General features: G+C 55.3%; 25 protein-coding genes. 3 read left to right on the top strand and 22 right to left on the bottom strand.

Translation table 11 applies throughout. From position 1 onward, the window contains the following. Nucleotides 1-85: 85 nt before the first annotated feature. The 7 genes from L370_RS06685 to hinT form a co-directional block, all read right to left on the bottom strand. Entirely contained in the window at nt 86-1,390 is a 1,305-nt protein-coding gene (locus tag L370_RS06685; protein WP_023335290.1) for an NAD(P)/FAD-dependent oxidoreductase, read from the bottom strand. Between the two features lie 238 nt (nt 1,391-1,628). Next, nucleotides 1,629-2,171, bottom strand: coding sequence for an alpha/beta hydrolase YcfP (gene ycfP, locus L370_RS06690; RefSeq protein ID WP_008500781.1), 543 nt, complete (start codon nt 2,169-2,171; stop codon nt 1,629-1,631). 34 nt (nt 2,172-2,205) lie between these two features. Then, nucleotides 2,206-3,231, bottom strand: a complete 1,026-nt coding sequence (nagZ, locus tag L370_RS06695) for a beta-N-acetylhexosaminidase (RefSeq protein WP_032666710.1) — start codon at nt 3,229-3,231, stop codon at nt 2,206-2,208. A gap of 11 nt (nt 3,232-3,242) precedes the next feature. Further along, nucleotides 3,243-4,067 (bottom strand): thiamine kinase, encoded by an 825-nt coding sequence (gene thiK, locus L370_RS06700; RefSeq protein WP_023335288.1) that lies wholly within the window; start codon nt 4,065-4,067, stop codon nt 3,243-3,245. Continuing rightward, nucleotides 4,048-4,692 carry a penicillin-binding protein activator LpoB gene (lpoB, locus tag L370_RS06705; protein ID WP_155858078.1) on the bottom strand — a complete coding sequence of 215 codons (645 nt, stop codon included), beginning with the start codon at nt 4,690-4,692 and terminating at the stop codon, nt 4,048-4,050. The genes thiK and lpoB overlap by 20 nt, the downstream gene beginning before the upstream one ends. Nucleotides 4,693-4,705: 13 nt before the next feature. Next, a complete protein-coding gene (locus L370_RS06710; RefSeq protein ID WP_023335286.1) occupies nt 4,706-5,080 on the bottom strand; it encodes a YcfL family putative periplasmic lipoprotein in 375 nt (124 codons plus the stop codon). Nucleotide 5,081: 1 nt separating this feature from the next. Then, nucleotides 5,082-5,441 carry a purine nucleoside phosphoramidase gene (gene hinT, locus L370_RS06715; protein ID WP_006809243.1) on the bottom strand — a complete coding sequence of 120 codons (360 nt, stop codon included), beginning with the start codon at nt 5,439-5,441 and terminating at the stop codon, nt 5,082-5,084. 349 nt (nt 5,442-5,790) lie between these two features. Between hinT and fhuE the strand changes: the two genes are divergently transcribed. Then, the gene (gene fhuE, locus L370_RS06720) at nt 5,791-7,980 is read left to right on the top strand and encodes a ferric-rhodotorulic acid/ferric-coprogen receptor FhuE (protein WP_023335285.1); all 2,190 of its coding nucleotides are present in this window, start codon (nt 5,791-5,793) and stop codon (nt 7,978-7,980) included. 100 nt (nt 7,981-8,080) lie between these two features. Here the strand turns inward: fhuE and ptsG are convergent, their stop codons facing one another. The 14 genes from ptsG to yceD form a co-directional block, all read right to left on the bottom strand. Then, nucleotides 8,081-9,514: a PTS glucose transporter subunit IIBC gene (gene ptsG / locus L370_RS06725; protein ID WP_023311158.1), complete on the bottom strand. Its 1,434-nt coding sequence runs from the start codon at nt 9,512-9,514 to the stop codon at nt 8,081-8,083. Nucleotides 9,515-9,811: 297 nt separating this feature from the next. Beyond that, nucleotides 9,812-10,606 (bottom strand): metal-dependent hydrolase, encoded by a 795-nt coding sequence (locus tag L370_RS06730; protein ID WP_023335284.1) that lies wholly within the window; start codon nt 10,604-10,606, stop codon nt 9,812-9,814. Between the two features lie 10 nt (nt 10,607-10,616). Continuing rightward, nucleotides 10,617-11,621, bottom strand: coding sequence for a DNA polymerase III subunit delta' (gene holB, locus L370_RS06735; protein WP_023335283.1), 1,005 nt, complete (start codon nt 11,619-11,621; stop codon nt 10,617-10,619). Beyond that, nucleotides 11,618-12,259 carry a dTMP kinase gene (gene tmk, locus L370_RS06740; RefSeq protein WP_023335282.1) on the bottom strand — a complete coding sequence of 214 codons (642 nt, stop codon included), beginning with the start codon at nt 12,257-12,259 and terminating at the stop codon, nt 11,618-11,620. Before tmk ends, holB begins: the two co-directional genes overlap by 4 nt. Further along, complete coding sequence (gene yceG, locus L370_RS06745) at nt 12,249-13,271, bottom strand: cell division protein YceG (RefSeq protein WP_023335281.1); 1,023 nt, start codon at nt 13,269-13,271, stop codon at nt 12,249-12,251. The genes tmk and yceG overlap by 11 nt, the downstream gene beginning before the upstream one ends. A 2-nt stretch (nt 13,272-13,273) precedes the next feature. Beyond that, nucleotides 13,274-14,083: an aminodeoxychorismate lyase gene (pabC, locus tag L370_RS06750; RefSeq protein ID WP_023335280.1), complete on the bottom strand. Its 810-nt coding sequence runs from the start codon at nt 14,081-14,083 to the stop codon at nt 13,274-13,276. 120 nt (nt 14,084-14,203) lie between these two features. After that, entirely contained in the window at nt 14,204-15,445 is a 1,242-nt protein-coding gene (gene fabF, locus L370_RS06755; protein ID WP_023335279.1) for a beta-ketoacyl-ACP synthase II, read from the bottom strand. A gap of 91 nt (nt 15,446-15,536) precedes the next feature. Further along, a complete protein-coding gene (acpP, locus tag L370_RS06760; protein WP_003857954.1) occupies nt 15,537-15,773 on the bottom strand; it encodes an acyl carrier protein in 237 nt (78 codons plus the stop codon). A 154-nt stretch (nt 15,774-15,927) separates the two neighbouring features. Further along, the gene (gene fabG, locus L370_RS06765; RefSeq protein WP_023335278.1) at nt 15,928-16,662 is read right to left on the bottom strand and encodes a 3-oxoacyl-ACP reductase FabG; all 735 of its coding nucleotides are present in this window, start codon (nt 16,660-16,662) and stop codon (nt 15,928-15,930) included. A 12-nt stretch (nt 16,663-16,674) separates the two neighbouring features. Beyond that, a complete protein-coding gene (gene fabD, locus L370_RS06770; RefSeq protein WP_023335277.1) occupies nt 16,675-17,604 on the bottom strand; it encodes an ACP S-malonyltransferase in 930 nt (309 codons plus the stop codon). Between the two features lie 15 nt (nt 17,605-17,619). Beyond that, nucleotides 17,620-18,573, bottom strand: coding sequence for a beta-ketoacyl-ACP synthase III (locus tag L370_RS06775; RefSeq protein WP_023335276.1), 954 nt, complete (start codon nt 18,571-18,573; stop codon nt 17,620-17,622). 6 nt (nt 18,574-18,579) lie between these two features. Continuing rightward, a complete protein-coding gene (gene plsX / locus L370_RS06780) occupies nt 18,580-19,614 on the bottom strand; it encodes a phosphate acyltransferase PlsX (protein ID WP_059290957.1) in 1,035 nt (344 codons plus the stop codon). 80 nt (nt 19,615-19,694) lie between these two features. After that, nucleotides 19,695-19,868: a 50S ribosomal protein L32 gene (rpmF, locus tag L370_RS06785; RefSeq protein ID WP_003857964.1), complete on the bottom strand. Its 174-nt coding sequence runs from the start codon at nt 19,866-19,868 to the stop codon at nt 19,695-19,697. 16 nt (nt 19,869-19,884) lie between these two features. Further along, on the bottom strand, nt 19,885-20,406 hold the full coding sequence (gene yceD / locus L370_RS06790; RefSeq protein WP_014883375.1) for a 23S rRNA accumulation protein YceD: 522 nt from the start codon (nt 20,404-20,406) through the stop codon (nt 19,885-19,887). A 140-nt stretch (nt 20,407-20,546) separates the two neighbouring features. On the opposite strand from yceD, the gene L370_RS06795 reads away from it, so the two are divergent. Then, nucleotides 20,547-21,131 carry a Maf family protein gene (locus L370_RS06795; protein WP_023335275.1) on the top strand — a complete coding sequence of 195 codons (585 nt, stop codon included), beginning with the start codon at nt 20,547-20,549 and terminating at the stop codon, nt 21,129-21,131. Nucleotides 21,132-21,263: 132 nt separating this feature from the next. Here the strand turns inward: L370_RS06795 and rluC are convergent, their stop codons facing one another. Continuing rightward, a complete protein-coding gene (gene rluC / locus L370_RS06800; RefSeq protein WP_024909023.1) occupies nt 21,264-22,211 on the bottom strand; it encodes a 23S rRNA pseudouridine(955/2504/2580) synthase RluC in 948 nt (315 codons plus the stop codon). A gap of 572 nt (nt 22,212-22,783) precedes the next feature. Between rluC and rne the strand changes: the two genes are divergently transcribed. Next, entirely contained in the window at nt 22,784-25,915 is a 3,132-nt protein-coding gene (rne, locus tag L370_RS06805) for a ribonuclease E (RefSeq protein ID WP_023335274.1), read from the top strand. The last annotated feature ends 18 nt before the right edge of the window (nt 25,916-25,933 follow it).

Below are 25,933 nucleotides of genomic sequence, written 5' to 3'. Positions count from 1 at the left end.
TAGGAGAACTCTTAAGCAGTCAAACTGTGATCTACAGCATGAAATGCTAAAAACTCCCTCCGGAGAGTCCGGAGGGAGTGAAAGATTAGTGCAGCTTCAGACGCGGACGGATCACGCGGTTGATTCTGCCCACCAGCATCATCAGCCCGGTTTTGAAGTAGCCGTGCAGCGCAATCTGGTGCATACGGTACAGGGAGATATACACGAAGCGAGCGATACGCCCTTCCACCATCATCGAGCCGCGCATCAGGTTGCCCATCAGGCTGCCGACGGTAGAGAAGTTTGACAGCGACACCAGTGAACCATGGTCTTTGTAGACATAGGCCTTCATTGGCTTGCCTTTGTACTGCGCCAGAATGTTGTGCAGCACCAGGCTTGCCATCTGGTGAGCGGCCTGCGCGCGCGGAGGCACAAACCCACCTTCAGGACGCGCGCAGGAGGCACAGTCGCCGATAGCAAAGATTTCAGGGTCACGCGTGGTTTGCAGCGTTGGCTCGGTTACCAGCTGGTTAATGCGGTTCGTTTCCAGACCGCCGATCTCTTTCATAAAGTCAGGCGCTTTGATACCTGCCGCCCAGACCATCAGATCCGCTTTGATATACTCGCCGTCTTTGGTGTGCAGACCGCCTTCGTCGGCGCTGGTCACCATGGTTTGCGTCAGCACCCGCACGCCCAGTTTGGTGAGCTCATTGTGCGCCGCACCGGAAATTCGCGGAGGCAGCGCAGGCAGAATGCGTTCACCGGCTTCAACCAGCGTGACGTTCAGCGCTTCGTTAGTTAACCCTTTGTAACCGTAGCTGTGCAGCTGTTTCACCGCATTGTGCAGCTCCGCAGACAGCTCAACGCCCGTCGCGCCGCCGCCGACAATGGCGATATTCACCTTACCGTTCGCACCCATATTGCTGGTGTACTTCAGGAACAGGTTCAGCATTTCCTGATGGAAACGACGCGCCTGGTGCGGGTTATCGAGGAAGATACAGTGCTCTTTCACGCCCGGCGTGTTGAAATCGTTGGAGGTACTGCCCAGCGCCATGACCAGCGTGTCATACGCCAGTTTACGCTCAGGAACCAGCAACTCCCCTTTTTCATCGCGCAGCTCTGCCAGGGTGATGGTTTTGCTTTCACGGTTGATGTCCACCACCGAGCCCAGCTGGAACTGGAAATGATGGTTGCGCGCGTGTGCCAGATAGCTGAGCGCGTCCACGCCCTCATCCAGAGAACCGGTTGCCACTTCATGCAGCAGCGGTTTCCACAGGTGGCTGTGGTTACGATCCACCAGCGTAATTTTGGCTTTTTTACCGCGACCCAGCTTCTTGCCCAGCTGTGTAGCCAGCTCCAGCCCGCCAGCACCACCGCCTACAATCACTATCTTTTTCAATGGCGTAGTCAACGTGACCCCCTCAAATTATTAACCAATTGTTAATTAAAAGTTATAAAAATAACCCTTAATTAACAACAGGTTACAGCACTGAAACCATTCAGGTGCATTGAGAATACCACGTCAGGCGCATTGGTCATACCAAAATTGATATGCATCAAGTTTTGATGGCTTAAAAGTAGACAATTCTGGTCAAAAAGAAAGCCCGGTACGCTTTCGCGGCCGGGCTTTGATGCCTGCGGGTGTAGGGTTAACCCAGCGTTTTAAACGCTTTGATACGCTGCAGATGCGGGGAGATGTTTTTGAACTTGTGGGTCTGTTCTTCGTCCCAGACGATCTCATAGTAATGATGTAACAATTCTGCTGCCCGATGGCTGTTGAGCGCTTCATCATTACGGGAGAGGATCACCAGGCAGCGGTCGCGGTTTTTCTCACGAAAATTGCTGACGCACTTGGTCGCAATATCGACATACTCTTCCGGGCGGTCAATTTTGCCTTCCATGTTCTCGTTCGGGAACAGGTTAGGATTGAACACCACCTGGCGAATGTCGCACAGGAAGCCAATGCGCTCCGCCCAGTAGCCGCCCAGCCCCACGCCGCAGATCAACGGGCGGTCGTCGACGTTGAGCTGCAGCATTTTGTCCACCTCTTTGAGCAGATGCTGCATATCATGCTTCGGATGGCGCGTGCTGTAGCTGATCAACCGTACATCCGGATCGATAAACTGCAGCTGCAGCACCTTCTCATGATTACCAGGGCTGTTTGAGTCAAAACCGTGTAAATAGATGATCATCGTCTTCTCACCACGCTACGCCTTCCGGGAGGGTTTACAGGCTGGCTTTATGTGCCTGCCAGCGCTCATTCAGGTCTTCAAGCCGGGCGTTGACCGTCTTCCAGCGCGCCGAATCCATCAGCTCCTGACGGCTAAATGAACCTTTATGATACAATTGTGTAACACGCTCTGCATTGATCGGCGACAGGTTATCCAGCACGCTAACGGCACCTTTACGATTATTGCAGACCAGGATCATATCGCAACCTGCATCCAGCGACGCCTGACCGCGCTCAGCGTAGCTGCCCATGATCGCCGCCCCTTCCATGGATAAATCGTCAGAGAAAATCACGCCGTTGAAGCCCAGCTCCTGACGCAGAACGGTTTTCAGCCAGTGCGGAGAGCCGCTGGCAGGACGCGGATCAACGTCGCTGTAAATCACGTGCGCGGGCATAATGGCATCCAGCTTGTTGCCGGTGATAAGCGACTGGAAAACTGACATATCTTTGGCGCGGATCTCCGCTTCCGGGCGCGGATCGCGCGGCGTCTCTTTGTGGGAATCTGCCGTCACTGCCCCGTGGCCCGGGAAGTGTTTCCCGGTGGTTTTCATTCCTGCGTCGTGCATGCCGTCGATGAACCGGGTTGCCACTGCCAGCGCAATACGCGGATCTTCATGGTATGAGCGCTCGCCAATGGCAGCGCTGATATGCCCTACATCCAGCACCGGGGCAAAGCTGATGTCGATATCCATGGCAATCATTTCGCTGGCCATCAGCCAGCCGGCCTCCTGCGCCAGTTTTCCACCCTCTTCCGTGCCGAGCAGCGCGGTAAAAGACTGGGCGGCGGGCAGGCGGGTAAACCCTTCGCGAAAACGCTGCACGCGTCCGCCTTCCTGATCGACGGCCACCACCAGATGGTTACGCGACGCGGCGCGGATCTGACGCACCAGCTCGCGCAGCTGCGCCGGATCGTGATAGTTGCGGGTAAACAGGATCAGGCCACCCACCAGCGGATGCGCCAGAATTTCGCGCTCCTCCGCATCCAGCTCAAACCCTTCTACATCCAACATGACTGGACCCACATCCACCTCTCTTATCCTTTAGTTTGTAACTGACGCCAGGCATGGTCTGCCAGCGCAATAAATTGTTTGTCTCTGGACTGCCGATAGCGCATTTCAAACCAGCCAGCCATTAACATCACGACCCAGGGTCGCCAGCGTCTGACCTGACGCTTCAGCGCGTCGGGGTCAATATGTGCCAGTCGGGCGTAGTCCCTGATGAGCATCTGCCGCGCGGCGTCACTCTCCGCCCAGACTGCCGCCAGCTCCAGCGCCACATCGCCATCTCCGGCATACTCCCAGTCGATAAGCCTGATGCCCGCTGACGTATGCACAATATTTCCGGCATGAACATCCATGTGCAGCGGCGAGAGCCGAATCGGCTGCGGCTCGCCCGTTTTACGCAGCCGCTTGAGATGTGCCAGCCACACTGGAGTACGCCTGTCAGGCAGGGCCTGCTGCCAGTAGTGCTCAAGCAGCGGGAATAACGTAATTCGCCATCCCAGGCGCGGCTGCCGGTGCAGATGATACAGCATCGCCGCAAGCTCCGGCGTGTCCGGCAGCGCGCTTTTAACGTCACCCTCAAGATAGTCGACGGCCATCCAGCCCTGTCTGAAAAAACGAGGGGCAGGCACGAGACCCGCCGGAAGGCGTCTCAGGGCACGAAACTGACGACGGAAATGGGAGGAAGGCGCAAAGGGGTCGTGATTTTGCCGCAAGACCAGACGTCGTTCGCCCTGCTCTATAATGCAACTCGCGCCGCCAAGCCCGGAATGGGCCTGCGGCGCGATAAGGCGGTACTGAGGAAAATAGCGCGTCAGAATCTCTTCACGCGTGCTGTCATTGTTGCGTAACCGCACCTTTACCTGACCAGATAATTTCGCCTGTCTGAACCAGCATCAGCTGCATCTGCAGGGCTGGGGTATTCACGTTACCGGTGGCGTTAGAGTACAGGACATACTGTGCGCCAACGTTACGGGCAATGCCGATCGCCTTGCTGCGCGTGCCGAGGCTATCCTGCGGCGACAGGCCCAGCTGCTGCTTGGCGACCGCGAGCTGCTGAGCCGAGACCAGCGTAAACTTGCCGTTGTTAGCCAGAGCATTGCGCAGGGTTTCCGTCGCTTCACCCGCGTTCAGCGAACCGTTGGTACGGTTGTTGACGCTGTCGACCAGCAACACGCTGCCCGCCGTCACGCCCTGCGCCTGCAGCATTTTGCCGACCATCGGCTGCATGGCCCCGTTCCAGTCGTAATGGCGCACGCGCGGCGTGGGCTGTGACGTCTGGTCCGGGTGTTCAATCGGGCCTGGCTGTGACGGAATAGACGGTACAGACGGCACGGTTGGCTGCTGCTGCGTTGGCGGCGTCGGCTGTTCAGTACCCGGTTTAGCCTCTTCCACAGGCGCTGGCTGTTCAGTTCGGGTCACACACCCTGCGAGAAACAGAGCGAAAGCTGTCACGAGCGCATAGCGGCTCAAATTATTAATCAAGGTTCACCCCTCAGAGATAAAGATAAAGTCTCACCTTATGTGCACCCAGATAGTTGGCGCTGCCATAGAGCGTTACCGACGACCTGGCCGGAATGGTGACGCTGCGCGGCGCCTCCAGCGGATGCATTTCAAGACCTCTTACGTCATACCAGAAAAAACGGTAGTGCACCGTCACGGGTTCGTGTCTTTCATTAAAGAGCGTAGAGGAGGCAGATGAGTTGATTTCACTGATGGTCAACGCGGGCTGTTGCGCCGTAATGCCCGCGGCAAGCACGGAGGATTCCATGACCAGCGTCTGTTCATCATTCACGGGGATCGCCGGATGCGAACTGCACCCCACAATCATCATCGTCATTACCAGCGCTGCAATACGCCCTTTAAGCATGTCAAAGACCTTTATGTGCCAGCATCGGCCCCAGAGGACGTCCACCCAGCAGATGCATGTGAATATGATAAACTTCCTGGCCACCATGACGGTTGCAGTTCATGATCAAACGGTAACCGTCTTCTGCAATCCCTTCCTGTTCAGCGATTTTCGCGGCCACCGTCAGCATACGACCTAACGCCACTTCATGCTCGGTTTTTACGTCGTTTACAGTCGGAATCAGAATATTGGGAATGATAAGGATGTGCGTCGGGGCCTGAGGGGAAATGTCCCGGAAAGCCGTCACCAGTTCATCCTGATAGACGATATCCGACGGAATTTCGCGGCGGATAATTTTACTGAAAATCGTTTCTTCAGCCATGACCTTTTCCTTTTTTGTTTAATCTGGCGCAATGCGTCCGCTGTAAACACACTCCCGGGATCGGTGTGTGACACAATTCAAGAGTATGAGCGAGTTTCTCCTGTCCTTTCAACCTCCTCCCTCGATTTCTTTCCTGAATGTTCATCAGCTGCGTGAAGAGTGACCGCTCGTATGCCTCAACGGGCTGAAACATTATTTCAGTTCCGGTCGACACATCTGTTTACAGCATTAATAGCAATGCGTATATTTCGCATTTGCATTTTCATGCGCATTTTTAACATAGAAAACGACGCCAGCCCGTTTCTGCGGGACTGACGCATACCCTCTTCACCGTTATAAGGGTTTGATAATGTCTTTCATTAATCACACCAGGGATGGGCAACATCAGCCTGTCGCAACGCCTTCGTTGCTGGCAGCCTGCATTGCTATGGCATTGACGCCAGCCACCGCTTTCGCTGCATCACCAGCCGAAGATACCGTCATCGTAGACGAAGGTTTTGACAATACACAGGATCCTTCCGCAAACCAGGCTCAGGATTACAGTGTAAAAACCACCACCACCGGCACCAAACTGCTGCTGGTTCCCCGCGATATCCCACAGTCCGTCAGCGTGATTAGCCAGCAGCGCATGGTCGATCAGAACCTGCAGTCCATCGGTCAGGTGTTAACCAACACCACGGGCGTAACGGCGCAGGTGCAGGACAGCGATCGTACCGTGTTTTACTCACGCGGGTTCTTCGTTAGCAACTACGCCTATGACGACCTTCCTACCTCCATCAGCGAGGTGTGGAACTTTGGCGATACCGCCGCCGATACCGCGATCTACGACCGTATCGAAGTGGTACGCGGCGCAACCGGCCTGATGTCCGGTACGGGTAACCCGGCGGCGTACGTCAATATGGTGCGTAAACATGCTGACAGTAATGAATTCAAAGGGAATGTCTCGGCCAGCTACGGCAGCTGGGACAAGCAGCGCTACGTGCTGGATTTGCAGGCGCCGCTGGTGGAGTCCGGTAAGGTGCGGGGCCGCCTGATTACGGGTTATCAGGATAACGACAGCTTCGTGGATAACTATCACTATCGGAAGAAATTCCTCTACGGCGTGATGGATGCGGATGTCACCGACAGCACTACCCTCTCTGTGGGGTATGAGTATCAGGAAAGTAACACCGACGACCCAACCTGGGGCGGACTGCCGACCTGGTACAGCGACGGGAGCAAAACCCATTACAATCGTAGCCAGACCGTCGCGCCTGACTGGGCCTACTCGGACAAGGACAGCACCCGCATCTTCGCTAACCTGACCCAGCGTTTCGATAACGGCTGGGAGGCGCACGTCAACGGCATGCACGCGGAGACCAACTTCGACAGCAAGCTGATGTATATGTCCGGTTATCCGGATAAAGAGACCGGCGCGGGTATGGTGGGCTACGGCGGCTGGAACCGTGGAGAACGTAAACAGGATGCGGTGGACGCTTTCCTGCGCGGTGGTTTCGATCTCTTTGGCCGCCAGCACGAAATGATGTTCGGCGGCAGCTTCAGCCGCCAGCGTAACCATTACGACAACACCATGCCTGACGCGGTTTATGGCATGGTTGATGTAGGTAACTTTAAGAACTGGAACGGGAACATTGCCGACCCGCAGTGGACGCCGTGGAAGCTCTACAGCCAGGACGACATCCGCCAGTCCTCAGCGTATACCTCCGCCCGCTTCTCGCTCGCCGACCCGCTGCATCTGATCCTCGGCGCGCGTTATACCAACTATAATATTCGCTATAACCCAGCGGGCTCCCCGAACACCCGTCTGGAAAGCACTAAAGATGACGTAACGCCCTACGCGGGCGTGGTCTACGACATCAATGAAGACTGGTCGACCTACGTCAGCTATACCTCCATCTTCCAGCCGCAGGACAAGCGTAACGCCAGCGGACGCTATCTCGACCCGACCACGGGCAAAAGCTACGAAGCCGGTGTGAAGGCAGACTGGTTCAATACCCGTCTGACCACCTCGCTGGCGATTTTCCGCATTGAGCAGGATAACGTGGCAAACAATACCTATACCTACATGCCGAGCGGTGAGTCGATATATCAATCCCTGGACGGCGTCGTGAGCAAAGGGATTGAGTTCGAGCTGAACGGTGCGCTGACCGATAGCTGGCAATTGACCTTCGGCGCGACACGCTACATTGCTGAAGATAAGAATGGCAACACCGTCAGCGCCGATCAGCCGCGCACGACCATGAAACTGTTTACACGTTATCAGTTGCCAATGCTGCCAGCGCTGGCCGTGGGCGGAGGCGTAAACTGGCAGAACAAAGTGTGGACGGACGTGGAAGGCGGCCCGGCAGGACGTTCCCGTGCGGAGCAAGGCAGCTACGGGCTGGTTAACCTGTTCAGCCGTTATCAGGTCACCAAAGATTTTGCTGTTCAGGCGAACGTCAACAACCTGTTCGACAAAGAGTATTACGATTACGTCGGCTCTTATGTGGTTTATGGCGCGCCGCTGAACGTCTCGGTAAGCGCGAGCTACGACTTCTGAGTGACGTAGGCCGGGTAAGGCGCAGCCGCCACCCGGCACCACAAACCGCAGTAATAAAAAAGGCAGCCATTCGGCTGCCTTAGTCTCCCCAGGTCACAACTTAGTTGCTGCGGATGTACTCATCCATTTCGGTTTTCAGGTTATCGGATTTGGTACCGAAGATTGCCTGTACACCAGAACCTGCAACAACTACGCCCGCTGCGCCCAGTTTTTTCAGACCCGGCTGGTCTACTTTCGCTACGTCGGCAACGCTCACACGCAGACGAGTGATGCACGCGTCCAGGTTAGTGATGTTCTCTTTACCGCCGAACGCTGCGACCAGTGCCGGAGCCATTTCGCTGGTCGCGCCAGCTTTGCTGTCTTCTGTCGCATCTTCACGACCCGGAGTTTTCAGGTCCAGTGCTTTAATCAGCACGCGGAAGATGGTGTAGTAAACGACGGCATAGCACGCACCCACGATTGGGAACAGCCACAGTTTGCTGCTGTTACCGGACAGAACGATGAAGTCGATCAGACCGTGAGAGAAGGACGTACCGTCACGCATACCCAGCAGGATACAGATTGGGAACGCCAGGCCCGCCAGAATCGCGTGGATAACGTACAGGATCGGCGCAACGAACATGAAGGAGAACTCGATCGGCTCGGTGATACCGGTCAGGAACGAGGTCAGCGCTGCGGAGATCATGATACCGCCCACTTTTGCACGGTTCTCTGGCTTAGCAGAGTGCCAGATAGCAATCGCCGCTGCCGGCAGACCGTACATTTTGAACAGGAAGCCACCAGACAGTTTACCTGCAGTTGGGTCACCCGCCATGTAACGTGGGATATCGCCGTGGAATACCTGGCCTGCTGCGTTGGTGAATTCACCAATCTGCATCTGGAATGGAACGTTCCAGATGTGGTGCAGACCGAATGGCACCAGGCAACGCTCGATGAAGCCGTAGATACCAAACGCCACAACCGGGTTCTGGTAAGCCGCCCACTGAGAGAAGGTCTGGATAGCGGAACCGATCGGTGGCCAGATGAAGGACAGGATCACGCCAGTGAAAATCGCTGCCAGACCAGAGATGATCGGAACGAAACGCTTGCCCGCGAAGAAGCCCAGATACTCAGGCAGCTTGATGCGATAGAAGCGGTTAAACATATACGCTGCAATCGCACCGGAGATGATACCGCCCAGAACACCGGTGTCCGCCAGGTGTTTCGCGGCGATCTCTTCTGCCGGTAAATGCAGAACCAGCGGCGCAACCACAGCCATGGTTTTCACCATGATGCCGTAGGCAACCACTGCAGCCAGCGCAGAAACGCCGTCGTTATTGGTGAAGCCCAGAGCCACACCGATCGCGAAGATCAGTGGCATGTTAGCAAAGACAGAACCGCCTGCTTCGGCCATCACGTGGGACACTACGGCTGGCAGCCAGCTGAAGTTAGCAGAACCGACACCCAGCAGGATACCTGCGATAGGCAGTACGGATACTGGCAGCATCAGCGATTTACCGACCTTTTGCAGGTTAGCAAATGCATTCTTAAACATAATTGAGAGTGCTCCTGAGTATTTGTGCTTTTTTTACGCTTTCACGCATTGGCCCGGGGGGAGTACCGTGCCGTGGACAGGACATCTAAGCGCCCTTTATTTATTACACAGAGTAAAATAATTCCCTCTGAGTTTGTTTGACGGCTATCACGTTTCAGCTTAAGGCGGTCGAAAAACTTTCAGTTATTTACAAAAAGCATGTCCGGATGTGTCTAAAAACACCCTCACCGCCCCAAATGAGGCGGTGAACTTTACTCGCTTTACCTATTAATTACGAGCCTAAAAAAAACAGGTGTATCAGAGAGATTGCAGGCGGGCGGGATCAATATGGAACAGCGTGGAGAAGTTTTCCGTCGTCACGCGGGCCAGTTCGTCAATGCTGACGCCCTTCAGTACGGCCATGTACTCAGCCACATCTCTCGTCATAGCGGGCTGGTTCTCTTTACCGCGATGCGGTACCGGGGCGAGATACGGAGAATCTGTCTCCACCAGAATGCGATCGAGCGGAACATAACGCGCAGCATCACGGAGCTGCTCAGCGTTACGGAACGTCACGATCCCCGAAAACGAGATATAAAACCCCAAATCAAGCAGCTTACCCGCCGTTTCTCTGTCTTCTGTGAAACAGTGTAGTACGCCACCGCAATCCGTCACGTTTTCTTCCCGGAGGATCGTCAGGGTATCCGCACGCGCGTCGCGGGTGTGGACGATAACCGGTTTGTTCAGCTCCCGGCCAATGCGAATATGGTTGCGGAAGGACGCCTGCTGGCGCGGTTTGGTTTCCGGCGTGTAAAAATAGTCCAGCCCGGTCTCGCCCATCGCCACCACGCCCTCTTCTGCCGCCAGTCGGCGCAGATCCTCAACGTCGTACGCCTCGTCCTGATTCAACGGGTGCACGCCGCAGGAGAACACCACGTTATCGCGAACGCCCACCAGCTGACGCATGGAGCGGTAGCCCGGCAGCGTCGTCGCTACCGCAAGGCAGAATTTCACATCGCGGGCGGCGGCTTTTGCCAGCACGTCATCCACGTTTTTATGAAGGGATTGATAATCCAGGCCATCAAGATGGCAGTGTGAGTCGACTAAAAACATAATGTCTCTCTCAGAGATGGGAAACAGGCGGTGTGACGCCGGGTTGCAGGTAATGTTCGATACGCAGTAGCTGGTCGGTCAGTAAAAGCTCGCGATTTAGACCCGTCACGGTTAAAAGCTGTTCACGACTCTGGCAAATTTCATGGAGCATCGCGTGAAGAGTCTTTCCTGAGAGGCGGTTCGCCAGCGTATTCACCAGCAGCCACGCATCCGGGTTAGTCAGAAGCGTTGCCCCTTGCTGGATTTTGAGCGCATCCAGCAGCAAGGAGGCCAGCCAGTGCAGACGCTCAACGGCCCGATCGCTGTTAAGCGCAGGCAGTAAACTTAGCCAGTCCTGACTGTTTAGTGAGGCATCCAGGGCCCGGCAGAGCGTTTCGCGCTCAGACCAGACGTCAGGCTGCAGTAATGCCAGCGCCGCAGCAGGCGCGCCGCTGCTCAGGCGCAAGGCGGTCAGCGCGCTCTCTGGTGACGTTGTCACCTCACGCTCAAGCCAGCTCAGCGCCCACGATTCCTGAGGCACCGCGAGGTGATGAAGACGACAACGGCTGCGCAACGTCGCCAGCAATCGTCCCGGGTCACGGCACGAGAGGAAAAACCACGTTTTTACCGGCGGCTCTTCCAGGGTTTTCAGCAGGGCGTTAGCTGCCGCCTCGGTCAGCTGCGTGGCGTCTTTAAGCCAGACCACTTTAGCGCCGCCCAGCCGCGCGTGTTCGTACAATTTTTCACTGACTTCCCGCACGGCATCGATACCGAGCGCGCTTTTCCCCTTCTCCGGCTCAAGCGTGTAGTAGTCAGGATGTGTGCCCGCCTGCATCAGCTGACAGCCACGGCATTTACCGCAGCTTTTATGCCCTTCCGGCTGCTGACACATCAGGAAACGGGTGATAGCGTAAATGAGCGCATCATCGCCCATTCCTGGCAATGCCTGAATCAGTAACGCATGATGCCCCCGACCCGCCTGATAGCTGCCGATCAGCTGTTCAAAGTGTGGGCGCAACCATGGATACCATTTCATGCCTGCTTCTCCTGCACCCACTGCGTAATGGTGTGCTGAATGTCGCGCGTAACGTCGTCCAGGGACTGCGTCGCATCAATGGTACAAATTGAGCTGTCCTGTGCGGCCAGCTCAAGATAGCGCGCGCGGGTGCGGTTAAAGAAATCAAACGACTCTTGTTCAATGCGGTCCAGCTCGCCGCGCGCGCGGGCACGCTTGAGGCCCACTTCCGGGGTCACATCCAGATAGAGCGTCAGGTCGGGGCGAAAATCACCTAATACGGCATTACGCAACGTGGCCAGCATTGTCTGGTCGATACCGCGTCCTCCGCCCTGATAGGCCTGAGTCGACAGATCGTGACGGTCACCGATCACCCACTTGCCCTCGGCCAGGGCGGGTTTGATCACCGTCTCAACCAGCTGTACGCGCGCCGCGTAGAACATTAATACTTCGGCTTTGTCAGTGATAACTTCGTCGCCAACGGATTTAATATCCAGCACCAGGCTGCGCAGTTTCTCCGCAAGTTGCGTACCGCCCGGCTCGCGGGTGAAGACCATGTCGGCGACGCCAAGCGATTTCAGCGTATCCACCACCACGTTGCGGGCGGTGGTTTTACCCGCCCCTTCGAGTCCCTCAATGACAATGTATTTACTGCGCATTTTTTTCCTTAAGTGCCTTCAGATAGTCCTGAACAGAGCGATTGTGGCTGACAAGGTTGGTGTTAAAGGTATGCCCCCCTTTTCCATCAGCCACAAAATAGAGATACGGTGTTTTAGCCGGATGCGCGGCGGCTTTGAGCGACGCCTCGCTCGGCGTGGCAATCGGGCCCGGCGGTAAACCGCTAATCACGTAGGTATTATACGCCGTTGGCGTCTCCAGATCTTTTCTTGAGATCTTGCCAGTGTAGCTCTCACCCATGCCGTAGATTACGGTAGGGTCGGTTTGCAGACGCATGCCGATGCGCAGACGGTTGATAAAGACTGACGCCACCCGATCGCGCTCGGCGGCGACGGCCGTCTCTTTCTCGATAATCGAGGCCATGGTCACGAACTGGTTCGGATCGCTGTAAGGCAATCCTTCCATCCGCCCTTTCCAGGCGGCATCTACGGCGGCAACCATTTTTTTGTGCGCCCGCTTCAGGATAGCCACATCGGTCGTGCCTGCCGTGTACATCCAGGTGTCTGGCCAGAACCAGCCTTCCACCCATTCCGGGTGTTCGAGCTTCAGCGCTTCTGCCACCGTCTGATAGCTATCGTCTTTTAAGGTATGTTTGATATACGGCGCGTCACGCAGCTGTTTGAGGTAATCGCTCAGGCGCATCCCTTCCACAAACCGCAGGGGGAACTGGGCTTCTTTGCCGCTTTCCAGCAGCTGCAGCATCTCTCTGACGGTCATTCCCGGCGTAAAGCGATAGGTACCGGCTTTGAAATGCGACAGCTCAGGCTCCACGCGCAATAGCCACTGGAAGACCCGTGGACGATTGATAATCTTGTCACCATAGAGCTGTTCCCCCAGCGCCTGACGGCCGGTTCCCGCTTTCAGGGTAAAGATCGTTTCATCTTTAACCAGGATCTTGCTGTCAGCCAGCTGGCGAACTTTCCATACGCCAGCTCCGCCAGCGACGCCCAGCGCAACGATGAGGATAAGGACAAAGCGCAACATTTTTTTCATGACTATCTGGTTTGCTCACATATCGGGGCTAAAAACTGAAACAGTTCGCGCGAAGACCAGCGTTGTTGGCCATACGCACGGACGGGTACAACAGGCATCAGCGCATTGCAGATGATGACTTCATCGGCAGTCTGTAGCGCGTTTTCTCCTGCGCTAACTTCGACAACGCGAAAGCCAGAGCGTGCCAGCTGCTCCAGACAAAACTGACGCATCAACCCATTTACGCCAGCGTATTCCAGCGACGGAGTGAACACCTCTCCCCCCTGCCGCCAGAGTAAATTAGCCGCACAGCATTCCGTAATGAACCCTTCGCTGTCAAGAACCAGCGCCTCATCGGCGTCCGTCTGTTCAAGATGAGTACGAATGAGCACCTGCTCGAGGCGATTGAGATGTTTAAGCCCGGCCAGCATCGGGTTTCGCCCCAGTCGTACCGGGCTCAGCGTCAGCGTGACGCCGTCTTCTCGCCAGCGAGAGTAATGCGCGGGATAGGCAGACACGGAGAGGATACGCGTTGGGTTGATACACGATGCGGCGCTGTAGCCCCGGCCACCACTGCCGCGGCTGATGATGACTTTGAGTACGCCGCTGTGCTTACCTGATGCGAGCTGGCACATTTCCTGACGCAGTGTGTCCCAGTGCGTAAAGGGGATCATTAGCTTTTCACAGCCGTGCTGCAGGCGTCGAATGTGCGCCTCCAGCAGGCAGACATCGCCATCCAGAATGCGCGCCGTCGTAAAGCAACCATCACCGAACTGAATCGCCCTGTCGCTGGCAGGCAGCGTGTCCTGCTCAAGGCCATTGATTAAAAACATGGTGGCTCCTTATGCGTGGGCGTTTAGTCTGGCAGGATGTCATGCAGCCGACAAGAAGATTAGGCTTAATAAAAAAGGCCCGGCAAGCGGACCTTTTTAGATGCTATCAGAACGTCAGGATCAGATCTTTTTGAAGATCAGAGAACCATTGGTACCGCCGAAGCCGAAGGAGTTACACAGGGTGTACTCCATACCGCTAACCTGACGCGCTTCGTGAGGAACAAAGTCCAGATCACAACCTTCATCCGGGTTATCCAGGTTGATGGTTGGCGGAACAGCCTGATCGCGCAGCGCAAGGATGGAGTAGATTGACTCTACCGCACCCGCCGCACCCAACAGGTGACCGGTCATGGACTTCGTAGAGCTCACCATTACGCGGCTGGCAGATTCGCCGAAGATAGACTTAACAGCCTGCGCTTCTGCTTTATCGCCCGCAGGAGTAGACGTCCCGTGCGCGTTAACGTAGCCAATCTGTGCCGGGGTAATGCCCGCATCACGGATCGCATTTTCCATCGCCAGCGCAGCACCCGCGCCGTTCTCCGGAGGAGACGTCATGTGATACGCATCGCTGCTCATGCCAAAGCCAACGATTTCAGCATAAATTTTCGCGCCACGTTTTTTCGCGTGTTCGTACTCTTCCAGTACGATCATGCCCGCACCGTCACCCAGCACGAAACCGTCACGGTCTTTATCCCACGGACGGCTTGCCGCCTGCGGGTTATCGTTACGGGTTGAGAGCGCACGCGCTGCACCAAAGCCACCGACACCCAGTGGGGTACTGGCTTTTTCAGCACCGCCCGCAACCATAGCATCTGCATCGCCGTACGCGATAATACGCGCGGCCTGGCCGATGTTATGCACGCCAGACGTACAGGCTGTCGCGATTGAGATGCTTGGGCCACGCAGGCCGAACATAATGGTCAGGTGACCTGCCACCATGTTTACAATCGTAGACGGAACGAAGAACGGGCTGATTTTACGCGGGCCGCCATTCATCAGAGACGTATGGTTTTCCTCAATCAGGCCAAGACCGCCAATCCCGGAGCCGATAGCAGCGCCGATACGGGTAGCGTTCTCTTCCGTAATCTCAAGGCCAGAATCCTGCATGGCCTGAACGCCAGCGACAATTCCATATTGAATGAAGGCATCCATCTTGCGCTGTTCTTTGCGCGAGATGATCTCTTCACAGTTAAAATCCTTTACTAAGCCAGCAAATTTCGTTGCATAGGCGCTAGTATCGAAATGGTCGATTAGGCTGATGCCGCTCTGACCGGCAAGGAGAGCTTTCCAGGTGGACTCTACGGTATTGCCGACAGGAGACAACATGCCAAGTCCGGTCACAACTACACGACGCTTAGACACGTTTGTCCTCCAGGGAGGGATAAAAAAAGAGATTCGTGGGACTACAAAAGATAAAACTCAGGCGGTCGAATGACCGCCTGGAGATGTTCACTTACGCCTGGTGGCCGTTGATGTAATCAATGGCAGCCTGAACGGTGGTGATTTTCTCAGCTTCTTCGTCCGGAATCTCAGTATCAAACTCTTCTTCCAGAGCCATTACCAGCTCAACGGTGTCAAGAGAATCTGCGCCCAGGTCTTCAACAAAGGAAGCGGAGTTCACAACTTCTTCCTGCTTAACGCCCAGCTGTTCGCCGATAATTTTCTTAACGCGTTCTTCGATAGTGCTCATACTCTTAAATTTCCTATCAAAACTCGCTTTCGCGATGGTTTTCGTAGTGTATAAAATGTTGAAAAATTTGCAACTAAATCCCGGCAGGTCTTACCACGATTTTACGTTATTTTGAGGCCATTTGCCCAAATAACGCAAATATTTTCGATCGTGATTAAACCATGTACATCCCGCCGTTGACGTGGAGGGTTTCACCAGTGATGTAACCCGCTTCGTCAGAGGCTAAAAATGCAACCGCGCTGGCGATTTCTTTTGGGTCGCCAAGACGACCCGCCGGAACTGCCGCCAGCGTACCCGCACGCTGATCATCCGTCAGCGCACGCGTCATGTCCGTTTCAATAAAGCCCGGAGCAACAACGTTTACAGTAATTCCGCGGGACGCGACTTCACGCGCCAGCGACTTACTGAAACCGATCAGACCTGCTTTCGCCGCAGCGTAGTTGGCCTGACCAGCATTTCCCATGGTACCAACCACAGAACCCACAGTGATAATACGACCATGACGCTTTTTCATCATAGCGCGCATTACCGCTTTTGACAGACGGAATACAGATGACAGGTTGGTTTCGATAATATCGTTCCACTCATCATCTTTCATTCGCATCAGCAGGTTGTCGCGAGTGATCCCGGCATTATTGACCAGAATATCCACTTCGCCAAACTCTGCGCGAATATTTTCCAGAACAGATTCGATAGATGCTGGCTCAGTCACATTCAGTACCAGACCTTTACCGTTCGCACCCAGATACTCGCTGATGGCCTCTGCGCCCTTCTCGCTGGTCGCAGTCCCGATCACTTTCGCGCCGCGCGCAACCAGTGTTTCAGCAATAGCACGCCCGATACCGCGGCTTGCGCCGGTCACCAGGGCAATTTTTCCTTCAAAACTCATGGTATTCCTCTTTTATTGCGAGAGTGCCGCTTTCATTGCTTCCGGCTCGTTAATCGCCGAGGCCGTCAGGGTGTCAACAATACGCTTCGTCAGGCCGGTGAGAACTTTACCAGGGCCAACTTCGTACAGATGTTCAACGCCCTGAGACGCCATAAACTCAACGGTTTTGGTCCACTGCACCGGGCTGTAAAGCTGGCGAACCAGCGCGTTACGGATAGCGTCGGGTGCGGTTTCGCATTTCACATCGACGTTATTCACAACGGAAATCGTCGGTGCGTTAAAGGTCATTTTTTCCAGCTCAACCGCCAGCTTATCGGCGGCAGGCTTCATCAGAGCACAGTGAGACGGCACGCTCACCGGCAGCGGCAGCGCGCGCTTCGCGCCCGCTGCTTTACAGGCGGCACCGGCACGTTCAACCGCTTCTTTATGACCGGCAATAACCACCTGGCCAGGCGAGTTGAAGTTTACCGGAGAAACCACCTGACCTTCAGCAGATTCTTCACACGCTTTCGCAATAGAAGCATCATCAAGACCGATGATGGCAGACATGCCGCCCGTGCCTTCTGGCACCGCTTCCTGCATGAATTTACCACGCAATTCAACCAGACGAACCGCATCAGCGAAGGCAATAACGCCCGCACAGACCAGCGCAGAATATTCGCCGAGGCTGTGGCCCGCCATCAACGCTGGCGCTTTGCCGCCCTGCTGCTGCCATACGCGCCACAGCGCAACGGAGGCAGCCAGCAGTGCCGGTTGGGTCTGCCAGGTTTTGTTCAGCTCTTCGGCTGGACCCTGCTGGGTCAGCGCCCACAGATCATAACCCAGCGCGTCAGAAGCTTCACGGAAAGTCTCTTCGATAACCGGATAGTTTGCCGCCATTTCAGACAACATCCCAACGGTTTGCGAGCCCTGTCCCGGGAACACAAAAGCAAATTGCGTCATTTTTTAATCCTTATCCTAGAAACGAACCAGCGCGGAACCCCAGGTGAACCCACCACCGAAGGCTTCAAGCAAGACCAGTTGGCCCCGTTTAATTCGTCCATCGCGTACCGCTTCGTCAAATGCGCACGGTACCGATGCCGCAGAGGTATTGCCGTGACGATCGAGCGTCACCACAACGTTATCCATTGACATGCCCAGCTTCTTCGCCGTCGCGCTGATAATACGCAGGTTAGCCTGGTGCGGCACCAGCCAGTCGAGCGCGGCGCGGTCCAGATTATTTGCTTCCAGCGTCTCGTCAACGATGTGGGCCAGTTCAGTGACGGCCACCTTGAACACCTCGTTACCCGCCATGGTCAGGTAGATGGAGCTGTCCGGATTAACGCGATCGGCGTTAGGCAGCGTTAACAGTTCGCCGTAGCGACCGTCAGCATGCAGATGCGTGGAGATGATGCCCGGCTCGTCGGACCGCCCCAGCAGTACCGCGCCCGCACCGTCGCCAAAAATAATGATCGTGCCGCGATCGGTTGGATCGCAGGTACGCGCCAGCACGTCAGCGCCAATCACCAGCGCATATTTCACCGCGCCCGATTTCACATACTGATCGGCGATGCTCAGCGCATAGGTGAAGCCCGCACACGCTGCGGCAACGTCAAACGCCGGGCAGCCTTTAATGCCGAGCATGTTCTGCACCTGGCACGCCGCGCTTGGGAAGGCATGCGTGGCAGACGTTGTCGCCACCACAATAAGGCCGATCTGTTCTTTATCAATGCCTGCCATCTCAAGCGCGCGCTGAGCGGCTTCGTAGCCCATGGTGGACACAGTTTCGTCTGGCGCGGCGATACGACGTTCACGGATACCTGTGCGCGTGACAATCCACTCGTCAGACGTATCTACCATTTTTTCAAGATCGGCGTTGGTACGCACTTGTTTTGGCAGGTAGCTGCCGGTACCTAAAATCTTCGTATACATGTACGCTCAGTCACTTTTAGCTAATACAGATTCCAGGCGAGCGGCAATCCGCTGAGGGACTTGTCGCTGCACCGCCTGCACTGCCTGTTCAATCGCGACAGCAAATGCTCGCTGATTGGCGGCGCCATGACTCTTAATCACGATGCCGCGCAATCCTAACAGACAGGCGCCATTATACTGGTCGGGGTTGAGGTGACTGAATCGCCGCGTCAGGCTCTTTTGTAGCCAACGCTTCAATAAAATCAGCCACCAGGCGCTTTTTTTACCTTCTCCCTGAGATTTCAGCAGAGAAAGGAACATGCGCACGACCCCTTCCATGGTCTTCAACGTCACGTTTCCGGTGAAGCCATCGCACACCAGAACATCCGTTTTACCCGTCAACAACTCATTGGCCTCGAGATAACCAATATAGTTGATGGAGGGAACCTGTTTGAGCAATTCAGCCGCTTCGCGAATGCTGTCCAGGCCTTTGGTCTCTTCTTCACCAATGTTCAGTAACGCAACACGGGGAGTGTTGATCCCGACCACCTCTTCTGCCAGCACCGATCCCATCACGGCAAACTGAGCCAGCATAGTACTATCACAGTCGACGTTCGCGCCCAAATCGAGCACCACCGTCTTGCCCTTCTGCTGATGCGGTAACACCGTCACCAGCGCCGGACGCTCAATACCCTCAATAGGTTTGAGCAGCAGTTTCGACAGCCCCATCAGCGCGCCGGTATTTCCGGCGCTAACGCAAGCCTGGGCTCGCCCTTCTTTCACCAGCTCCAGCGCTATCCGCATAGAGCTGCCACGACTATTGCGAATAGCCTGCGAGGGTCGGGCATCACTGGCAATAACTGACTGCGCAGGAATAATCTGCAGACGCGAACGTTGTTCAAAGTCAGCTTTTGCGAGTAATGGCGTGATTGTGTCGGGATTGCCGACTAAAAGAAGTGTGAGTTGCGAATTAGAATTCAGTGCCTGCAATGCTGCAGGCACTGTCACGGAAGGGCCAAAATCTCCCCCCATGACATCTAACGCCAGGGTTAGACGTGTCAAGGTATCGTCGCAGCCTGGTTCGGTAAATTCCCCGTTTGCACGGGGAAATCCTCACTAAGCCTAATCACGCTTGCGCGTGATTACTTAGTGATAACCTTGCGGCCGCGGTAGAAACCGTCAGCGGTGATGTGGTGACGCAGGTGTTTCTCACCAGAAGTCTTGTCTACAGACAGGCTGGTAACTGCAGTCAGCGCGTCATGGGAACGACGCATGCCACGTTTGGAACGGGTTGGTTTATTCTGTTGTACGGCCATGGACCTTACTCCTCAATTACTTACGCTTTAAGCTGGCTAATACGGCAAATGGGTTTGGTTTTTGCGCTTCATCAGGCAGTTCCCCAAAGACCATGTCCGCCTCGGACACTTCACAGTGTTCAGAATCATGCACCGGAACCACTGGCAAGGTGAGGATGATTTCATCTTCAACCAGAGCCAGAAGATCGATTTCACCGAATTCGTTAACCTCAATCGGCTCATACGCTTCCGGGAGTGCTTCAGCCTGTTCGTCAGAACGAACCGGACTGAAACAATACGTTGTGTGAACATGCTGTACAAACGGTTTCCCGCAACGCTGACACTCGAGCGTTACCGTCACCTTTGCATCACCGGTTAAAACGGCGAGACGCTGGTTGTCGATAGCGAACGACATGGAGCATTCTACATCACTGTCCACACTGACTACAGATTCGGCAATACGCTCAGCCTGATCGGAAGTATAGATACCTTCATAATCGAGGCGTTTTTGAGCCGTACGAACCGGATCAAGAGTCAGGGGTAATTTTACCTTTTGCATAGGGCGCGCATATTAACTTTGTAACGTCATAGAGTCAAAGAAAAAGGCAACCAGAGCTGCCTTTTGCCAATTATTCGCACACATTGCGGCCTGTAGTTTAAAATGGCTGGCATCGATACGCTATATCTGGTGATAAAAATATGCCAAATCTCGTCCTTGCTTCCACTTCTCCCTACCGCCGAACGCTGCTGGAAAAGCTCGGGATCCCGTTTGAATGCGCCGCGCCAGAGGTTGATGAGACGCCACAGCCGGGCGAGTCACCGCGTCATCTGGTGACGCGTCTTGCTAAGGAGAAAGCGCAGTCGCTGGCCGCACGCTATCCTTCGCATTTGATTATAGGCTCCGATCAGGTTTGCGTGCTGGACGGCGAAATCACCGGCAAGCCCCATACGGAGGAGAACGCCTGCCAGCAGCTTTTGCGTGCGCGAGGCACTATCGTGACCTTTTATACGGGCCTGGCGCTCTATAACTCCGCCAACGGTCATCTGCAAACGGAGTGCGAGCCGTTCGACGTACACTTCCGCCATCTCAGCGAGCAAGAGATCGTGGATTATGTGCGGCGGGAACGACCGCTGAACTGTGCGGGGAGTTTTAAAAGTGAAGGCTTGGGGATTGCGCTGTTCGACAAGCTGGACGGTCGCGATCCCAACACGCTGGTGGGGTTACCGCTGATTGCCTTATGTCAGATGTTACGGCGCGAAGAGTGTAATCCGCTGGCCATGTGATTTTTGCCCAGCGGCGCTTCGCTTGCATGGGCCTACTAAACTGCGGCCTGATGCTCTCACCCCGGCCCTCTCCCACAGGGAGAGGGAGCAAACATTAAAAACGGCAACATTCGTTGCCGTTTTGCGTTTACCTTAGCCGCGAAGGACCTTAAGACAGCGTTTCAACTGCTCATCCAGCGGCGCTTCAATACGGATCACTTCACCGGTATTCGGATGGGTAAACTTCAGCGCTGCCGCATGCAGGAACAGACGCGACAGCCCTGTGCCCGCCAGCTGCTTATCAAACTCACGGTCGCCATAGCGGTCATCAAACGCAATAGGATGCCCGGCAAACTGGGTATGCACGCGAATCTGATGGGTACGCCCCGTCACCGGGCTGCAGCGCACCAGCGTGGCAAACTCATAGCGCTCTTCAACCTTAAATCGCGTCTCGGACGGTTTCCCTTCCTGGCTCACGCGGACAATACGCTCACCGCTTTGCAGAATGTTCTTCAGCAGCGGTGCCTGCACCACTTTTACATGGGACTGCCACTGCCCGCGAACCAGCGCCAGGTAGTCTTTCTGCATCCCTTTTTCACGCAGCTGTTCATGCAGAGAACGCAGCGCAGAACGCTTTTTCGCCACCAGCAGTACGCCAGAGGTATCACGGTCAAGACGGTGCACCAGTTCAAGGAAACGCGCTTCCGGGCGCAGGGCACGCAGTCCTTCAATCACGCCGAAGCTAAGACCGCTACCGCCGTGGACAGCTGTTCCTGACGGCTTATTCAGCACCAGAATGTGGTCATCTTCGTAAAGGATCACATCGCTCAGGGCTGCCACTTTCTGCAACTTCGGCGAAACAGTCTCTTCTTCACGCTCCGCAACGCGCACTGGCGGAATACGCACTTCATCGCCCGCCTCAAGTTTGTACTCGGGCTTCACGCGTTTTTTGTTAACCCGCACCTCGCCCTTACGCAGGATGCGGTAAATCATGCTCTTTGGCACACCTTTCAACTGGGTGCGCAAAAAGTTATCGATACGTTGCCCCGCGTCATCTTCGGCAATGGCAACCATTTTTACGGCTGGAGTCTCTGTTTTCATGGTTGGCGATTCTAAATATCGTCAGCCATTAGCGCCACTCATTTTTCTATGCTTATATTTACTTTTATCCGGCCAGCTCCCCGTTTCGCGCAACCGATTTGGTGGTTATTAAACCAATCGCCATTCTGAAGTGAAGAAACTGTGAGTAACCGGGTGATAATTGGTAAAAGTCATCTTGCTATAACCCGGCGAGCAGTGGAATAATGAGGCTGTTTTCCGTGTTAAATCCTGGTTAAGTAAGGATGTTGACGGAATGACCAATTTTGTCTGACCGATCATCCACGCAGCAATGGCGTAAGACGTATTGATCTTTCAGGCAGTTAGCGGGCTGCGGGTTGCAGTACTTCCCGGTATAAGGATTGTTCTCTGGAGAGTTCTACCCAGGCAATTCCCCTGATAATTGCGCTGTGTTTCCGTATGAAACACAGGCAACCGACACTCTGCGCCTCTTAAGCGAGCGACAACCGTGAGGTTGGCGACGTGAACAGACACGAGGCCATCGGTTCATACCCCGGAAAGCGTCACCTTGCCCGCAGCTTTGTCGTCAATGTAAGAATAACGAGTAAGTTACGATGAAAAGAATGTTAATCAACGCAACTCAGCAAGAAGAGTTGCGTGTCGCCCTTGTGGATGGGCAGCGCCTGTACGATCTGGATATCGAAAGTCCTGGACACGAACAGAAAAAAGCGAACATTTACAAAGGTAAAATCACCCGCATTGAACCAAGCCTTGAAGCTGCATTTGTCGATTACGGTGCTGAGCGTCATGGTTTCCTCCCTCTGAAAGAAATCGCCCGCGAATATTTCCCTGCAAACTACAACGCCCATGGCCGCCCAAACATCAAAGATGTTCTGCGTGAAGGTCAGGAAGTTATCGTTCAGATTGATAAAGAAGAGCGTGGCAACAAAGGTGCCGCACTGACCACCTTTATCAGCCTGGCAGGGAGCTATCTGGTTCTGATGCCTAACAACCCGCGTGCGGGTGGCATCTCTCGCCGTATCGAAGGTGATGACCGTACCGAGCTGAAAGAAGCACTGGCAAGCCTCGAACTGCCTGATGGCATGGGGCTTATCGTGCGTACCGCAGGCGTAGGCAAATCCGCCGAAGCGCTGCAGTGGGACCTGAGCTTCCGTCTGAAGCACTGGGAAGCCATTCAGAAAGCGGCGGAAAGCCGCCCTGCTCCATTCCTGATCCACCAGGAAAGCAACGTTATCGTGCGTGCCTTCCGTGATTACCTGCGTCAGGACATCGGTGAGATTCTAATCGATAACCCGAAAGTGCTTGAGCTGGCGCGCCAGCACATCGCCGCGCTGGGTCGTCCGGATTTCACCAGCAAAATTAAACTGTACACCGGCGAAATCCCGCTGTTCAGCCACTATCAGATCGAATCCCAGATTGAGTCCGCCTTCCAGCGTGAAGTGCGTCTGCCATCCGGCGGTTCTATCGTTATCGATACCACTGAAGCGCTGACCGCTATCGACATCAACTCCGCGCGTGCAACGCGCGGTGGCGATATCGAAGAGACCGCCTACAACACTAACCTCGAAGCCGCTGATGAAATCGCCCGCCAGCTCCGCCTGCGCGACCTGGGTGGTCTGATTGTTATCGACTTCATTGACATGACCCCTGTTCGTCACCAGCGTGCGGTTGAAAACCGTCTGCGCGAAGCGGTGCGTCAGGATCGAGCGCGTATCCAGATTAGCCATATCTCACGCTTTGGCCTGCTGGAGATGTCCCGTCAGCGTCTGAGCCCGTCTCTCGGCGAGTCCAGCCATCACGTTTGTCCGCGCTGCTCCGGCACCGGTACCGTACGTGACAACGAATCTCTGTCTCTCTCCATTCTGCGTCTGATTGAAGAAGAAGCGCTGAAAGAGAACACCAAAGAGGTTCACGCCATTGTGCCGGTTCCCGTTGCCTCTTACCTGCTGAACGAAAAACGTGCAGCGGTAAGTGCAATTGAGGCGCGTCAGGGCGGCGTTCGCTGCATCATCGTACCAAACGACCAGATGCAGACTCCGCACTATCACGTACTGCGCGTGCGTAAGGGCGAAGAGACGACCACCCTCAGCTACCTGCTGCCGAAGCTGCATGAAGAAGAGATGGCCCTGCCTTCCGATGAAGAGCCTGCCGAGCGTAAACTGCCAGAGCAGCCTGCGTTAGCGACCTTCATCATGCCGGAAGCGCCACCGGAAGCAGCTCTGGAAAAACCTGCCGCCAAACCTGAAGCGAAGAAACCAGAAGCAGCGGCAGCGAAAGCCCAGCCGGCACAGCCGGGTCTGCTGAGCCGCTTCTTTGGTGCGCTGAAGAAGATGTTTGCTGAAGAAGACGTTCAGCCAGAACAGCCGAAAGAAGAGCCTAAAGCGGCCAAACCAGAGCGTCAGCAGGACCGCCGCAAGCGTCAGAACAACCGCCGCGATCGTAATGACCGCAACGACCGTAATGACCGCAGCGAGCGTCGTGACAACCGTGACAATCGCTCTGAGAATAACGAAGGCCGTGAGCAACGCGAGGACAACCGTCGCAACCGTCGCGAGAAACAACAGTCGAATGTTGAAGATCGTGAAATTCGCCAGCAGGCGGGCGATGAGTCTGAGAAGAGCAAACAGCGTGATGAGCAGCAGCCGCGCCGTGAACGCAGCCGTCGTCGCAACGACGAGAAGCGTCAGGCACAGCAGGAAGTCAAAAACCTGAACCGCGAAGAGCCTGTGGAACAGCAGGAGGGCGAGCAGGAAGAACGTACTCAGGTTATGCCGCGTCGTAAGCAGCGCCAGCTTGCTCAGAAAGTTCGCTTCGCCTCTGAAGTAGCCGAAGAGTCAGCCGTTGTCGCGGTTGAATCCCGCGAGAACGAAACCGGTACGCAGCTGGCGAAAGTTGACCTGCCAGCGGTCGTTGAAAACAACGTTGAGCAGGATGATAACGGTGAAAACCGTGATAACGCCGGTATGCCGCGCCGTTCACGCCGTTCTCCACGTCATCTGCGCGTCAGCGGCCAGCGCCGCCGTCGCTATCGTGACGAGCGTTACCCGACTCAGTCGCCAATGCCGCTGACCATTGCCTGTGCTTCACCAGAAATGGCCTCCGGTAAAGTCTGGATCCGCTACCCGGTTGCTCGCCCGGAGCAGGTTGTTGAAGAACAGCCTGTAACCGAAGAGGTGATTGCACCTGCTGCACCTGCTGCAGCTGCGGTAGAAGACGTCGTGACTGAAGCGGCAACCGTAGTTGAGCCTCAGGTTGTTGAAACTGAAGCCCCTCAGGCAGTGGACGTCGAAACCACTCATCCGGAAGTGATTGCCGCGCCGGTTGATGCCGCACCGCAGCTTATTGCTGAAGAAGATGTCGTGGTAGCTGAGGAAATCGCTGAAGAGGCTGAACCTGTAGCCGCAGTGGAGGACACCGCTGAAGCCATCGTCGAAACTACCGCTGAAGAAGTCGTTCAGGACGTTGAGATTCAGGTTGAACCGGTTGTTGAAGAGCCGAAAGCGCCTGAAGTGAAACCTGAGCCGGTTGTTTCTGCGCCAGCCGCTGCCCACGTGGCGACAGCACCAATGACGCGCGCCCCGGCGCCGGATTACGTGCCTGAAGCCCCGCGTCACAGTGATTGGGTACGCCCGGCGTTCAGCTTCGACGGTAAAGGCGCTGCAGGCGGCCACAGTGCAACGCATCAGGCGACTGCACCGGCAACGCGTCCGCAGTCTGTCGAATAACGACGCTGAAAGTAAAAA

The organism is Enterobacter sp. MGH 24 (assembly GCF_000493015.1).
Lineage (GTDB): Bacteria > Pseudomonadota > Gammaproteobacteria > Enterobacterales > Enterobacteriaceae > Enterobacter.
The sequence above is the reverse complement of the archived record's forward strand: the minus strand, read 5'-3'. Positions and strand labels throughout refer to the sequence as shown.

What these genes read in the sequence shown, in the direction of transcription:
- ycfP (WP_008500781.1), bottom strand. Translation starts at nt 2,171, where the DNA reads ATGATCATCTATTTACACGGTTTTGACTCAAACAGCCCTGGTAATCAT.
- L370_RS06710 (WP_023335286.1), bottom strand. Translation starts at nt 5,080, where the DNA reads ATGCTTAAAGGGCGTATTGCAGCGCTGGTAATGACGATGATGATTGTG.
- hinT (WP_006809243.1), bottom strand. Translation starts at nt 5,441, where the DNA reads ATGGCTGAAGAAACGATTTTCAGTAAAATTATCCGCCGCGAAATTCCG.
- fhuE (WP_023335285.1), top strand. Translation starts at nt 5,791, where the DNA reads ATGTCTTTCATTAATCACACCAGGGATGGGCAACATCAGCCTGTCGCA.
- ptsG (WP_023311158.1), bottom strand. Translation starts at nt 9,514, where the DNA reads ATGTTTAAGAATGCATTTGCTAACCTGCAAAAGGTCGGTAAATCGCTG.
- L370_RS06730 (WP_023335284.1), bottom strand. Translation starts at nt 10,606, where the DNA reads ATGTTTTTAGTCGACTCACACTGCCATCTTGATGGCCTGGATTATCAA.
- holB (WP_023335283.1), bottom strand. Translation starts at nt 11,621, where the DNA reads ATGAAATGGTATCCATGGTTGCGCCCACACTTTGAACAGCTGATCGGC.
- tmk (WP_023335282.1), bottom strand. Translation starts at nt 12,259, where the DNA reads ATGCGCAGTAAATACATTGTCATTGAGGGACTCGAAGGGGCGGGTAAA.
- yceG (WP_023335281.1), bottom strand. Translation starts at nt 13,271, where the DNA reads ATGAAAAAAATGTTGCGCTTTGTCCTTATCCTCATCGTTGCGCTGGGC.
- pabC (WP_023335280.1), bottom strand. Translation starts at nt 14,083, where the DNA reads ATGTTTTTAATCAATGGCCTTGAGCAGGACACGCTGCCTGCCAGCGAC.
- acpP (WP_003857954.1), bottom strand. Translation starts at nt 15,773, where the DNA reads ATGAGCACTATCGAAGAACGCGTTAAGAAAATTATCGGCGAACAGCTG.
- fabG (WP_023335278.1), bottom strand. Translation starts at nt 16,662, where the DNA reads ATGAGTTTTGAAGGAAAAATTGCCCTGGTGACCGGCGCAAGCCGCGGT.
- fabD (WP_023335277.1), bottom strand. Translation starts at nt 17,604, where the DNA reads ATGACGCAATTTGCTTTTGTGTTCCCGGGACAGGGCTCGCAAACCGTT.
- L370_RS06775 (WP_023335276.1), bottom strand. Translation starts at nt 18,573, where the DNA reads ATGTATACGAAGATTTTAGGTACCGGCAGCTACCTGCCAAAACAAGTG.
- rpmF (WP_003857964.1), bottom strand. Translation starts at nt 19,868, where the DNA reads ATGGCCGTACAACAGAATAAACCAACCCGTTCCAAACGTGGCATGCGT.
- yceD (WP_014883375.1), bottom strand. Translation starts at nt 20,406, where the DNA reads ATGCAAAAGGTAAAATTACCCCTGACTCTTGATCCGGTTCGTACGGCT.
- L370_RS06795 (WP_023335275.1), top strand. Translation starts at nt 20,547, where the DNA reads ATGCCAAATCTCGTCCTTGCTTCCACTTCTCCCTACCGCCGAACGCTG.
- rluC (WP_024909023.1), bottom strand. Translation starts at nt 22,211, where the DNA reads ATGAAAACAGAGACTCCAGCCGTAAAAATGGTTGCCATTGCCGAAGAT.
- rne (WP_023335274.1), top strand. Translation starts at nt 22,784, where the DNA reads ATGAAAAGAATGTTAATCAACGCAACTCAGCAAGAAGAGTTGCGTGTC.